Annotated in this window: 13 protein-coding genes and 1 pseudogene; 9 read left to right on the forward strand and 5 right to left on the reverse strand. The window is 41.3% G+C overall.

Going from position 1 to position 13,750, the window contains the following annotated elements:
* Positions 1-5 precede the first annotated feature (5 nt).
* Positions 6-1,508, reverse strand: coding sequence for an MDR family MFS transporter (locus NST18_RS06705; protein ID WP_064214219.1), 1,503 nt, complete (start codon positions 1,506-1,508; stop codon positions 6-8).
* Between the two features lie 90 nt (positions 1,509-1,598).
* A complete protein-coding gene (gene metA, locus NST18_RS06710) occupies positions 1,599-2,507 on the reverse strand; it encodes a homoserine O-acetyltransferase MetA (RefSeq protein WP_004890517.1) in 909 nt (302 codons plus the stop codon).
* Between the two features lie 144 nt (positions 2,508-2,651).
* On the opposite strand from metA, the gene NST18_RS06715 reads away from it, so the two are divergent.
* From NST18_RS06715 to NST18_RS06730, 4 genes are all read left to right on the forward strand, one after another.
* On the forward strand, positions 2,652-3,086 hold the full coding sequence (locus tag NST18_RS06715) for a BrxA/BrxB family bacilliredoxin (protein WP_004890513.1): 435 nt from the start codon (positions 2,652-2,654) through the stop codon (positions 3,084-3,086).
* 40 nt (positions 3,087-3,126) lie between these two features.
* On the forward strand, positions 3,127-3,903 hold the full coding sequence (locus NST18_RS06720) for a class I SAM-dependent methyltransferase (protein ID WP_004890511.1): 777 nt from the start codon (positions 3,127-3,129) through the stop codon (positions 3,901-3,903).
* 34 nt (positions 3,904-3,937) lie between these two features.
* Positions 3,938-4,069, forward strand: a complete 132-nt coding sequence (locus tag NST18_RS06725; RefSeq protein ID WP_080601142.1) for a YuzL family protein — start codon at positions 3,938-3,940, stop codon at positions 4,067-4,069.
* 127 nt (positions 4,070-4,196) lie between these two features.
* Positions 4,197-5,378: an IS701 family transposase gene (locus tag NST18_RS06730; RefSeq protein WP_088223189.1), complete on the forward strand. Its 1,182-nt coding sequence runs from the start codon at positions 4,197-4,199 to the stop codon at positions 5,376-5,378.
* 177 nt (positions 5,379-5,555) lie between these two features.
* Here the strand turns inward: NST18_RS06730 and NST18_RS06735 are convergent, their stop codons facing one another.
* The gene (locus tag NST18_RS06735; protein ID WP_230456191.1) at positions 5,556-5,846 is read right to left on the reverse strand and encodes a GIY-YIG nuclease family protein; all 291 of its coding nucleotides are present in this window, start codon (positions 5,844-5,846) and stop codon (positions 5,556-5,558) included.
* Positions 5,847-6,147: 301 nt separating this feature from the next.
* Positions 6,148-7,377 (reverse strand): IS110 family transposase, encoded by a 1,230-nt coding sequence (locus tag NST18_RS06740; RefSeq protein WP_064214420.1) that lies wholly within the window; start codon positions 7,375-7,377, stop codon positions 6,148-6,150.
* Positions 7,378-7,809: 432 nt separating this feature from the next.
* On the opposite strand from NST18_RS06740, the gene NST18_RS06745 reads away from it, so the two are divergent.
* Positions 7,810-8,004, forward strand: a complete 195-nt coding sequence (locus NST18_RS06745) for a twin-arginine translocase TatA/TatE family subunit (protein ID WP_035018658.1) — start codon at positions 7,810-7,812, stop codon at positions 8,002-8,004.
* Between the two features lie 88 nt (positions 8,005-8,092).
* Positions 8,093-8,812, forward strand: a complete 720-nt coding sequence (gene tatC / locus NST18_RS06750; RefSeq protein ID WP_192948883.1) for a twin-arginine translocase subunit TatC — start codon at positions 8,093-8,095, stop codon at positions 8,810-8,812.
* Positions 8,813-9,014: 202 nt separating this feature from the next.
* On the opposite strand, the gene NST18_RS06755 is transcribed toward tatC, so the two are convergent.
* A complete protein-coding gene (locus NST18_RS06755; RefSeq protein WP_032101754.1) occupies positions 9,015-10,130 on the reverse strand; it encodes an IS4 family transposase in 1,116 nt (371 codons plus the stop codon).
* 253 nt (positions 10,131-10,383) lie between these two features.
* On the opposite strand from NST18_RS06755, the gene NST18_RS06760 reads away from it, so the two are divergent.
* The 3 genes and pseudogenes from NST18_RS06760 to NST18_RS06770 form a co-directional block, all read left to right on the forward strand.
* Entirely contained in the window at positions 10,384-11,454 is a 1,071-nt protein-coding gene (locus tag NST18_RS06760; RefSeq protein ID WP_004890503.1) for a hydrogenase small subunit, read from the forward strand.
* Positions 11,455-11,456: 2 nt separating this feature from the next.
* Positions 11,457-13,178, forward strand: a complete 1,722-nt coding sequence (locus NST18_RS06765) for a nickel-dependent hydrogenase large subunit (RefSeq protein WP_064214220.1) — start codon at positions 11,457-11,459, stop codon at positions 13,176-13,178.
* An 11-nt stretch (positions 13,179-13,189) separates the two neighbouring features.
* Positions 13,190-13,729: pseudogene (locus NST18_RS06770) on the forward strand (cytochrome b/b6 domain-containing protein); the annotation flags it as partial.
* Between the last annotated feature and the right edge of the window lie 21 nt (positions 13,730-13,750).

The following is a 13,750-nucleotide window of genomic DNA, read 5'->3' on the forward strand; positions in this document are numbered from 1 at the left end:
ACGCATCATTGCCCCCTACCTTTTTGTTGAACTTCTAATTTTTCGTTTCCCATGAAGAAAATAGCTATTGCACTAAGAGCGATCGGAATTAATGCAATAGAAAATGTAAATGTAATTGACGAAGCCATCGCATCGACAATTTTTTGCAGCACGTTCGGTGGTATTTGAGCCCGCGCTCCTGTTTCAAACAACGCATGTGGATCTAGCGAAAATGTTGTCGTATTCGCACCGAATGATTCGCGTAATTCAGCAGCTAGCTTATTTGATTGAATCGTTCCGAAAATGGTTATACCAATTGTCATGCCGAGCGAACGAAAAAATGAATTTGTTGAATTCGCTGTCCCACGGAAACGGGGCTCTAAATTATGCATAGACGCCGATGGCAAAAGTGAAAAAGAAAATCCAACCCCAAATCCAGCTAATGCCATATAAACAGTTAACCATAGTCGCGATGTTTCTGGTGTCATCATACTGAGAAGAAGCATACCAAAAAAATAGGCGATAATCGAAACGAACATAATGTTTCGATAAGATGTTTTCGTTTGGGAAATTCCTGCCGTCGAGCTTCCCGCAACAGAACCAAGCATCATTGGCATTAAAATAAGCCCTGCGTTTTTGGCCGTTCCGCCATATACCGCTTGTACGAATATAGGAATAAAGACAGTTAAAATAACGAATGTCGCTCCGTATAAAAAAGCTAATAGTTGTGCGATCGCAAACGTGCGCCGTTTAAACAAAACAAATGAGATGATTGGCTCTTTTGCTTTTGTTTCTACATATAAGAAAGCAATAAAGAACACAAAGCTAATAGAAAACAATGAAATGATAGGTGCAGATTTCCAATCGTATTGTTTTCCACCTAATTCTAATGCAAACATTAAACTAACGACAGCAACAACGAGAGTCAAAGCGCCAAACCAGTCAATGGCTTGTTTTGTATGCTGTGTCGATTCTTTGTAATAACGAACAATGAAAAAAATGGACAATAAACCGATTGGGACATTCACATAAAATACCCAATGCCAACTTAAATAATCGGTAATATAAGCACCGAGCAATGGACCAAGCACGCTTGACATCCCAAAGACCGCCCCGAGCAATCCTGTCATTTTTCCACGTTTTTCTGGTGGGAACACGTCAAATACGATGGTAAATGCAATCGGCATTAATGCCCCGCCACCAATTCCTTGAATCGCGCGGAAAATGCTAAGTTGTACAATGCTTTGCGCTAAACCACAGAGCGCAGAACCGATTAAAAAGACGATTAATCCGAATAAAAAGAAACGTTTTCGACCATACATATCTGACAATTTCCCGAATATCGGCATACCAGCCATGACGGTCACCATGTAAGCGGATGTGACCCAAATAAATTGATCTACGCCGCCTAAATCTGCGACAATTGTACCGATTGCGGTTGCAACAATTGTATTATCCATTGCTGCCATAAAAATAGCTAATAACAGTCCCGCTACAATAAAAGAAATATGTCGGGTTTGATCAACCACGTGTACATCTCCTTTCTTCATGTATACAAAACATTATATTCTTTTTTTACATACTTACAAATAAAAAAGCTCTCGCAGAAAAGCGAAAGCCTACTCCCAAATGTAGGGGGTTTCCTGATACACATAATAATTGAGCCAGTTGACGAACAATAAATTAGCGTGAGAGCGCCATGTGTTATACGGTTGTTTATTTGGATCGTTATGTGGAAAATAATGTTTTGGAATTTGTATATCCAACCCTTTAGCCACATCACGTTCATATTCTTCTTTTAGCGTTGTGGCATCATACTCTGGGTGCCCTGTTAAAAACACTTGTTTGCCATCGTTTGAAATGACGAGACAGACGCCAGCTTCTTCGGATGAAGATAAAATCGTTAACTCTGAAACCGCTTCGATATGTTCACGTTTCACATCTGTATGGCGTGAGTGTGGGATTTTATGAATATCGTCAAATCCACGAATCAGTTTCACGTGCTTTTGTTCTAACACATGATCAAATACACCAAAACATTTTTGTGGTAAATCGTATTTTGGAATACCATAGTGATAGTACATCCCTGCTTGTGCACCCCAACAAATATGTAACGTAGATGTGACATTTGTTTTTGTCCATTCCATTATTTTGGTCAATTCATTCCAGTAATCGACTTGTTCAAACGGTAAATGTTCAACAGGTGCCCCGGTAATGATCATACCGTCATACTTTCGATGTCGTACATGTTGAAATGTTGTATAAAATTGGTCAAGATGGTGTTTCGATGTTGTTTTTGCTTCATGTGTTTCTGGACGCAAGAAGGTTACATTCACTTGTAGCGGTGAATTTCCAAGTAAACGTAGCAATTGTGTTTCCGCTTTTTCTTTTTGGGGCATTAAGTTTAAAATAATAATGTTTAGCGGTCGAATGTCTTGAGAATAGGCGCGATCTTCATCCATGACGAAAATATTTTCTTGTTCTAGTACCTCTTTCGCAGGAAGATCACGTGGAATATTAATTGGCAATGTCCTCAACCTCCATTTACATTATATAAATACATTCATTATAAAAATTTTTAGAAAATTATTCAATGTTTTTTATTTTATTGATTTTTCTATTTACATTGTTGTATTCTTGTAAAAGCAAGAATGATTTGGAGGGATGTACGTATGTTTATGTCATATGAAGAATATATGCGTCAAGTTGTACAACCGATGCGTGATGAATTAGTCAATGGTGGATTTACAGAGTTACGTACGAGTGAAGAAGTGGAACAATTTATGGAACAAGTGGAAGGAACAACTTTTGTTGTCGTTAATTCTGTTTGTGGTTGTGCAGCAGGGCTTGCGCGTCCAGCAGCTATTCAGGCGGTACAAATGAGCGAGAAAAAACCGAATCATCTCGTTACTGTTTTTGCAGGGCAAGATCGAGAAGCGACAGCTAAAATGCGTGAGTATTTTGTCGGTATCGAACCTTCTTCTCCATCGATGGCATTATTAAAAGGTAAAGAAGTTGTTCATTTTATTCCACGTCACGATATCGAAGCAAACTCGCTCGAAAATATTATGCAAAATATTATGCAAGCTTTTGAAAAACATTGCTAAGGGTGTCCTACAGACATCCTTTTTCTTTTGAGGTGAACGTATGATTGTGACAACTGCAGGTAGAACGAATGACCAAATGATCGAGAAAGCGAAACAAATTGCGTTAGAATTACAAACTTCATACATTCCGCGTCGAAAACGTTCCATTACGACCATCCACCAATTCGTAACTCAACCTGTTCTTGTCGTTGGAAAAGAGAGATTAGAACTCCATTTTCCGAACGGACGTGAACCGTTATTTTTTCATCCTAATTCTGCTTCTTTTCGAGCAAAGCGCATTTTAAAAGGAGAAAGTGAACCGTTTTTACAAGCTACGAAGTTACAAAAGGGGATGACGTTTTTAGATTGTACGCTTGGATTGGCGACCGATAGTATTATCGCCAGCTTAGCTGTTGGTTCGGAAGGAAAAGTGGTAGGAATTGAGGGGAGTGTATATATCGCTTACTTAACAAAACAAGGGTTACGTCATTGGGATAGCGATGTAGTTGAACTTAATGAAGCGATGCGACGTATTTGTGTGCATCATGATGATTTTCGCTCATTTTTAGCGCAATGCGATGATAAATCATATGATGTTGTTTATTTGGATCCGATGTTTGAAGTAAGTATTGAAGAGTCGGATGGGATAAAGGGATTAAAACAGGCAGCGCTATATACGAACGTAACAAAAGAAGATATCGAACAGGCGAAACGAGTAGCCCGTCAACGAGTTGTGTTGAAAGATCATTGGCAAAGCTCGCGATTTCATCAATTTGGTTTCTCTGTTTATCGAAGAAAAACAGCAAAATTTCATTTCGGTACGATTGAACTTTCGTAAATGGCACAAAATAAAGCAGTAGGGGGTGAATCAGATGGGAAAACGAAAAAAAGATGCTTCGAAAACAGGATTAAGTGCGCCAGAAATTAAGGGACAAGGAACAACAGAACAGGAAACAGGAAACATTGAGTTGGATTCAAGTCGTAAAAAAACAAAACGGATGTAACTTACTACCTGTAGATGAGCAAATTTACTAACATAAATTTACAACCAAACAAAAAAGAAGACATGAACCCGATTCCTTGGTTAGAATAGATGTGCCAACAAACCATTCACAAGGAGGTTCATGTCTCATGAATAGATTAGCACATCACCAAGGAATCCACAAGTTTTTGACGATGTTGGGGTTGGCCCTTTATTTCTCGAAACCTGTCATGAAGCATCTCGTTCATATCGTGGATGCGATGATTACAAAGGGCTTTTCGGGAACGCTGACCGATCTACATCATGGGAGTTTTCATCCGAACCATCGCACGACACTGAGCCATTTTTTCACGAAAAGCCCATGGGAGGAAGAGACGCTGCTTCGCAAACTCCAACAGTGGGTGCTTCATCGTGTCGAACGCAGCTCGAAACGAGAGAATCAACCCATTTTTGTTTCGATCGATGATACGATTTGCCAAAAAACGAAGCCCTCGTCACGGGCAACACACGCCATTCAAGGGTGTGATTGGCACTATTCTCACGCAGAGAAAAAGTCGATCTGGGGACATTCTCTCGTTTGGCTCATGGTTCATACGATGACCCAAGCGTTTCCTTTTGCCTTTCGCCTCTACGACAAGACGGTGGGGAAAAGCAAAGGGGAACTCGCGATCGAGATGCTTTCTTCGTTGGATGTGAGTCGACCCGTTTATGTGCTCATGGACTCTTGGTATCCATCGAAAACCCTCGTGGGAGCCTGCTTAAAAAAAGGGTTCCACGTCATCGCGATGCTGAAGACGAATCGGATTCTCTATCCAAAAGGGACGGCCATTCAAGCAAAAGAATTTGCCAAATCTATGGAGCCACGGGATACCCGCCTCGTCACGGTGGGAAAAGAGCGTTATCGGGTGTATCGCTACGAAGGCGCTCTGAACGGTCTCAAGGATGCCGTGGTGCTGCTCGCATGGAAAGCCGATCAGCCGATGACGCCGAAACATCTTCATTGCGTCTTGAGCACCGATCGCGAGCTAAGCGATGAAGAGATCTTGCGCTACTATGCTGCACGTTGGTCGATCGAATGTTTTTTCCGTCAAGCGAAAGACCAGCTGAAACTCGATGGATACCGCGTTCGCGGGCGTCGGGCGGTGAAACGGTATTGGATCTTGGTGCAACTTGCGTATGTGTACAGCATGTTCGAGTCTAACAGTGATTTTTCGGATGGGCTCGATCTCCTGCGCAAGAGAAAAGGACATAGCCTCGTGGAGTTCATTTATCGTGCAGCAAAACAAAATATTCCCATTGATACCGTGAAAAAACAGCTCCACGTGGCATAAGGGGTACCCTGTTTGTCTCTTTTTAAATGGTAATTATTGTAACGAAAATTGCTCAACTACAGTTACTACTTCTTTCTCCTCTTTTCCGAGCGAAGTTGAATACGTGTTGCAGGAAAAGGAGCAAAATCGAAAGAAACATATGGGGAATAAAGGTTAACGAGGGAGTGTATCCCTCGTTTATTCTTTATAGTAAATAAGGTGGGAAGGACAACGGCAGTCAGATGAACCAAATCCTTTTACGATCCATTGTCCTTTGTATTGTTGAAAAAGTTGTTGAGCGCGTTCACATTCGCTAAGTTCAGAGGAATACGTTTGAACGTGTATGATTTCTCCATATGGACGAATGTAATCGATATGCCAACGTTTTCGTTTTTCCAGTTGCATATGACGTCGAATACGTGATTGAATGTTTCGTTTCGCACTCCCTACATAAATATAGTTTCCGCTCGGAAATAAAAAACTACCCAATTTACCGACTTCTACAGTAACATTGCTAGTTATGGTGAAGAATATAGCATATACTGTATGTTGATTGTCAAACATTTATCACACCTCTTAAAAACTAGTCATTGAAAAATGAAGATCTTAGCAATACAATAAAAGAAGCGTATGTATGAAAAAAGTCCTGCGGTAATATGTCAAGGTGAAAAATCATCGAAATTGGAAATTCGATTGTCCGATGACCCGAAAAAAGGCAATACTTAAGAAGCCCAGTCTTGTCTTATGTCATTAACTGGGTTTTAATGCAAAATCAGTTAGATCGATACCCCTATCGATCTTCCCCCTTTCTTGGCGTGTAGATTTGACCGTTGCGTAGCAGCGCATCGATCACACGCACGAGTTTTCGAGCGGTGAGGACGAGGGCTCGTTTGTGTTGGTGCTTTGGTACTTCCTCATACTTCTTCCGGTAATAGGTGCGAAACGACGCATCATGCCGTTGTACCGAGTTGGCAGCCTCCACTAGGTAGTAACGGAGATAGCGATTGCCGGAACGAATGAGGGAAGTCTCCTCGGCTTGGAACCGACCGGACTGGTGCTTAGACCAAGTCAAACCTGCATACTTTGCTAAGGCGGCTTGGTTGTCAAAGCGCTCGATTTGTCCAATTTCGGCTAAGATGCCAGCGGCGTAGACCGGACCAATGCCGGGAATCGTTTGTAACGTATTTGGGATGCCTTCCAAATGGCGAGTAATCGCTTTATCTAGCTCTTTAATTTGCGCTTGAAGGCTACGGATGGATTGAATCGATAGCCCTAAAAGCAAGTCGATGGAATCCTCGACACATTTGGAAAGCCGATACGACGAACGAGCCGCCTTTTGAATGGACTTGGCGATGCATTCCGGATCGGCAAAGCGATTGCGTCCTTTTTGGCGCAAGAAGTCAGCGAGCTGTTGCACGTCCATCTGACTGATTTCGTCTAAGCTAAACGACTCGAGAAGAAGCTCTAAGATGGCATGTCCGAACACGGAGCTGTCCACCTCTTGGGTAAAGGAACTGCACTTGTAAAACAAGTGTTGGAGGAAGTACTGCTTTTCCCGAGTCAGCTGATGGACGAGATGATAGCGCATGCGCGTGAGCCGTTGAAGGGCGATAAACTGTTCTTGCATGACAGCTGTCACTTTCAAACGGCCAAAGCGAAGCCGATCGGCGATGATCCACGCATCGATGCCGTCCGTTTTATCCAAGTCAGTGTACGCTTCTTTAAATTTGCGAATGAGCTTTGGATTGATGGTAAACACCTTGACATTCCAAGACTTCAGCTCCTCCTGTTGGTGGAAAAACATCGCTGGATGCCAGCTGTAGACCGAAGTGGCTTCCATCCCGATGAGAATTTCGGATGGTTGGAGCTTGTTGGCCCACAGGAGGATTTGATCGCGAAGGAAGGTCGCGCCAAGGAGATGATTGTCCACCTTGAATTGGGCGCACGTGTTTCCTTCTTGATCCATGATACACGTGTATAAGTCCGTTGAGCTCACGTCAATCCCGACGTAGAGTTTCATGAGATCACCTCCAATCGTAGTAGGATCGTGGGGTTGGGACTCTTCGGGATGCCCCCGGACCGCGCCTGTTGACCAGTCACCCTCGCATATGAGAACTCACGTTGGGCCATGGGCTGCCTGGAAGCTGCTCCTTCCAGCATGGGAAACCAACGGGAACAGCCTGCGGGTTAGAAGTCCGAACAGGAGCCGGGGAGACAGACTTTCTAAGTAGTCAAAGCTACAGGAGAGAGAAGAGTGTCCCCGATGATCCTAAGACCATTATCCAAGAACATCGCGAAAAGTCCAACCCCGATGTAGTGCCATCCACGGGGGAGGGGCGCGCCCCTCCCCCGTGGGCAAATCACTTACACATATGCGATTGTCAAGGAGCATATCCAACTGGAAATTCGATTTAAAAATCTTTCTAAACATACTATACGAGGAGATGACGTTATGCTTTCAAATATCGGAGTGCCTGGTTTAATTTTAATTCTTGTCATCGCTCTTGTCATTTTCGGACCGAAAAAACTGCCTGAAATTGGACGTGCTTTCGGTGAAACGTTGCGTGAGTTTAAAAAATCAACAAAAGGATTGCGCGATGAAGTATTAGAAGAGCTTGACGAAAAGAAAGAAACGCGTAAATCATAAAGCGGCAACGATGTGTTGCCGTTTTTAACATGGAAAAAGGTTGGTGTTTACGCTCGTGGAAGAAAAGCAACGATATGAAGATAAAGAGATGACGTTAGTTGAACATTTAGAAGAATTGCGCAAGAGAATTTTTATTGTTGTTGGAGCGCTTATTTTATTTTTTATTGTAGGATTTATTTTTGTTCAAGATTTATATCGCTGGCTTATTGCTGATTTAGATGTAAAATTAACCATTTTAAGTCCTACTGATATTTTATGGGTATATGTCATGTTAGCTGGCGTATTCGCGATTACGATGACGATTCCTGTATTTGTTTGGCAACTATGGATGTTCGTGAAGCCTGCTCTTACTCCAAGAGAACGAAAAGTAACGTTATCGTATATTCCAGCGACATTTTTGTTATTTGTTCTCGGTTTATGTTTTGGTTACTTTGTTGTTTTGCCGATGGTGTTCCACTTTTTAATGAGTCTTGGCGAAGATTTGTTCGCGACGATGTTTACAACAGAGAAGTATTTTCGATTTATTTTAAACATGACGATTCCTTTTGCTGTATTGTTTGAATTACCAATTATTATTATGTTTTTAACAAGCATTGGTTTAATCAATCCATATGCGTTACAAAAGATGAGAAAATATGCATATTTTATATTAGTTATTATTGCAGTAACTATTACGCCACCAGATTTTATCTCTGACTTTTTAGTAACTATTCCGTTGCTGTTATTGTATGAGGTGAGTATATCTATCTCAAAATTTGTGTATAAACGAAAAGAAAAACAGGTTGAACAAGAAGCGTCTTCAGAATAGAAGGCGCTTTTTATTTACCCGTTTATTATAATAAAAACTATTTTCATGTTGCTAATCATTAGCATTGCATAAATATAGTTAGAATTTTCTGTTAATTATTTTTTGTGAATTTGTGCCAAAAAGACAAAACCTAAAGAAAGGCGGCACTGTCCATTTGGTAAATATATACAGTTAAATCAGAGCGACAACGACAAAAGGGAGATTATGGACTGGCTCGCCCATCAAATTTTCGCAACCAAACATAAGCTGGTTTCCACAGAGCTCTCTTTAACCAACGAGTAATTCGAAGTAGGGATTTCTTACTTTTCATCTCCAATTGAATGAGAACATGTAAGCAATACGTGATAAGGGCTAAGAAAATTTGATTTTGAATAGCTGTTTCACTCATTCCATAAAAGTGCTTAATTTCTACGTGTTGCTTAAGCCATTTGAAAAAGAGTTCAATAGCCCAGCGAGATCGGTAAATACCACTTATCTCTTCTGCTTTTAAATCAAATCGGTTGGTAATTAAACGAAGTAAGTTCCCTTTTGTGTCCATAACTTCTAGTAGACGATAGACATTTTCAGTACGATTTTGTGTGGTACCAATATAGACCATTTTATCGGATAGAACGTGACAATCATCAGGAAGTGAAAATGTATAGACTTCACGAATGACTGCGTTTTTCTTCAGTCTTGAAACGAAGAAATAGCCATCATCTGTCATCCGGTCAAAACGTTCATAGTCCACATAACCGCGGTCAAACACATACATGGCTTCTTTATCATCCACTAGGACTTCGAGTTGATTTCGGTCATGTTCTTTTGCTGTCGTAATCACTGCTTTTTCAGGATAGACGGTGTCTTTATCCATGAAAACGAGCCGTAAGTGTAGCTTTACACCAGCTTTTGTTTTACGGAATTTTGCCCATTTATAATTGGTCAAATTCAACGGGAGTGTACTCGAATCAATGATTTTCAGTGGCATATTCTTTCCGTTTTTATAATGGTACCGTTGAATTTTCCAAACAAGATCCAAGAACAAATTTGCAAGAATTAGTGGGTTGATCTGATTGTTTTTTCGGGATAGCTGAGAGGCACTTATCGATTCAAATCCGAGTGCTTTTTGAAGATCTTCGTCTACAAGTGCATCACTCATTTCCTCTAAGCTCTTAAATTCGAGCAGTTGGGCTACCAATAAAAATTTAATATAGGCTTCTGTTGTCAGCTTTTTTGTGTAATAGTCCTGTTTCAATTCTTTGACTTGTTCGCTAAGTTTTTGAATATTTATGGGTGAAACCCATTTACCAAATGATGAAATTAGTGTATTCTTGTCCATAACAGTTATCCTTTACGATTGGATTTGGACAGGAACCACCTGTACTTCCATTGTAAAGGATTTTTTTGTTTCGAAATCAATAAAAAATTGAACATTCTTAGTATTTTGAATCATCAGATTTAATTACTGCAATGCTAGTGGTTGCTAATATATTTAAGAACATTTTGTTACATTTATCCCATGAAAATAACATAAAGGTAAATAATGATATATAATCAATTGTAAACGTTATCATGTAAAGGGGAGGAGCTATGTGAAGAGAAAGACGATTTTGGAAGAAGTGCTTGATCGCGGCCTTACGAGACGCGATTTTTTAAAAATGTGTACAGCACTGGCGGCGACAATGGGATTAGATTTTTCGCAAACCGATCAAGTTGTTGCGGCAATGGAAAAAAACTACCGCGTCCCAGTCATTTGGCTACAGTTTCAAGACTGTACAGGTTGTTCTGAATCATTTATTCGCTCTACGCATCCAAAAGTGGAAAGCGTGCTTTTCAACATGATTTCTCTCGAGTATTCAGAAGCGCTTTCTGCTGCTTCAGGCCATCAAATTGAAGCCGCACTTGAACATGTTCTGGAACATTATCCGGGGGAATACATACTTGCGGTAGAAGGAAGTTTGCCAACAGATGATGCGTTTTTAACTGTCGGTGGCGTGTCGGCAAAAGAGACGTTTCTTCGCGCTGCTAAAGGAGCAAAAGCGATTATTGCATATGGAAGCTGTTCGTCGTGGGGCGGAATTCCTGCTGCATATCCGAATCCGACAAAAGCTAAGCCGATTACATATTTCGTGAAAGATAAACCGATCATCTTAGTACCCGGGTGTCCACCGATCGCAGAAGTGATGACGGGAGTGGTTGCCCATATGATTACGTTCGGTAGACTTCCAGAGCTTGATCATCTCGGCAGACCGAAAGCGTTTTATCGTCATCGTATTCATGATAAATGTAATCGTCGCGCATATTTTGATGCGGGATTATTTGCGGAATCGTTTGACGACGAAGGAGCAAGACAAGGATATTGCTTATACAAAGTAGGGTGCAAAGGACCGACAACATATAACTCCTGTGCAGAGATGCGTTGGAACGGAGGAGTGAGCTACCCGATTCAATCTGGAAATCCGTGTATTGGTTGCTCTGAAAAAGGATTTTGGGATAACGGTCCTTTCTTTGTTCGTCGCGCGAAAATCCCTGCTTCTCAAACAACGATTAATCCAGAAACAGTCGGAGCGATTGCTGTCGGTATAACGGCTGCAGGTGTTGCTGCTCACGCTGCTGTCACAGCGTTGAAGAAAAAAGATGAACATCATGATCGAGGTGAATAAAGATGACAGAACGTATTGTTGTCGACCCAGTCACGCGAATTGAAGGTCATTTACGCATTGAAGTAGATATTGACGAGAGAGGTGTTATTCAAGAGGCGTTTAGTTCAGGAACAGCAGTCCGCGGTATTGAGTTAATCGTGCGCGATCGTGATCCAAGGGACGTTTGGGCGTATGTGCAGCGCATTTGCGGTGTTTGCACAACTACACATGCTTTAGCTTCTATCCGATCCGTTGAAGATGCGCTGGATATCAAAATTCCAAAAAATTCCCATCTTATCCGTGACATTATGAATGCTGCAGTTTTTTTACATGACCATGTCGTTCATTTTTATCATTTACATGCATTCGATTGGATTGATGTATTAAGCGCTCTGAAAGCCGATCCGAACGAAACGAGCCGCATTGCTCAGTCTCTCTCCAATTGGCCAAAATCGTCACCAGGTTATTTTAAAGAGATTCAAATGAAGGTACAAAAAGTTGTTGATAGCGGCCAACTTGGCATTTTTGCAAACGGGTATTGGGGGCATCCAGCGTATAAGTTACCGCCTGAGGTGAACTTGCTTGCTGTTGCCCACTATTTAGAAGCGCTTGATTGGCAAAAGGAAATTGTTAAAATTCATACCATTTTCGGGGGGAAAAACCCGCATCCTCATTATGTTGTCGGCGGAATGGCCACTCCAATTGATATAAATAGTGATAATGCAATTCACGCAGAGCGTCTTATGCATGTTTCGCAAATTATTGATCAGGCAGTAGAGTTTGTAAACCATGTTTACATTCCCGATTTATTGGCGATTGGTTCGTTTTATAAAGATTGGACATATGGCGGAGGATTAAATAACTATTTATGTTATGGGGATTTTTCGACAGGTGATATTCGGGACGTGCATTTATATCGTTTCCCACGTGGTGTTATTTTAAATGGTAATTTAAACGAAGTGCTTGATGTCGATCCGAAAGATCCAGAACAAGTAAAAGAATTTATTGATCATTCGTGGTACACATATGATGGGAAAGAGGGGGGAGTTGGCAAACATCCGTGGGAGGGAGAAACATCACTCCGTTATACAGGGCCAAAACCACCGTTTAAAACATTAAATACAGATGAAAAATATAGTTGGCTAAAATCTCCAAGATGGAAAGAGCATCCGATGGAAACAGGACCACTTGCGCGCATGCTAGTTGGCTATGCGTTAAAGAAAGATGAGTTTGTTGGATTAGTAGATGATACATTAAAGAAATTGAGTTGGCCACTTGAAGCGATGAGCTCGGCACTCGGACGTACAGTAGCACGTGGGCTTGAGTCTATTCTCGTTGCCAAATGGATGCGCGATGATATGGACGCATTGCTTGCGAATATTCGCAACGGAAATCAAATTACATTCGATCGGACAAAATGGGAGCCAAGCACGTGGCCTAAGCGAGCGAAAGGAGTAGGATGGATGGAGGCGCCACGTGGTGCGTTAGGCCATTGGATTGAAATTGAAGATGGGAAAACGAAAAACTATCAAGCCGTCGTTCCAACGACATGGAATGCTTCACCGCGTGACCATAAAGGGCAAATTGGTGCGTATGAAGCGTCTTTAAAGGGAACGCCATTGCTTGATAAAGAAAAGCCGTTAGAGATTTTGCGCATCATCCATTCGTTCGATCCATGTTTAGCATGTGCGGTTCATTTAACCGATCTTGAATCGAAACAAACAACGCATATTCGTATTGGGTAGGAGGGGAGTGTATGTCAGTCCCGACAAATCCAAAAATTGAACAAAAACAGACGGAAGTCATTTGGAAGCGATCGCGAAAAGCAAAACGTATTGAGCTAAATGATCACATGGTGAAAGTGTACGTATGGGAATTACCTGTTCGTATTTTTCATTGGATTAATGCTTTTTCTATCATAGTTTTAATGATTACGGGCGTGTTTATCGGCCGCCCGTTCGTGTCTGCCTCCATTCAAGAAGAAGCGTATTACTCGTTTTTGATGGGGTGGGCACGTTATATTCACTTCTTCGTTGCTTTCCTTTTTACTATTAATTTAGCTGTTCGTTGGTATTGGGTATACAAAGGAAACGAACATGCGACGTCGAACCCATTTCGACTTTCTTTTTGGAAAGAAGCATTTGAAACTATCAAATATTACTTATTTATGAAAAATAACAAAAAACATTATATCGGACATAATCCGCTCGCTCAATTAAGCTATTGGATTTTCATTGGATTAGGCTCAATTATTATGATGCTTACAGGATATTATTTATTAGTAACTATTCAGCCACATCATAAAGTGAGCTGAATA

Origin of the sequence: Anoxybacillus sp. FSL W8-0104, from assembly GCF_038004465.1 — a bacterium.
Taxonomy (GTDB): Bacteria; Bacillota; Bacilli; order Bacillales; family Anoxybacillaceae; genus Anoxybacillus; species Anoxybacillus flavithermus_G.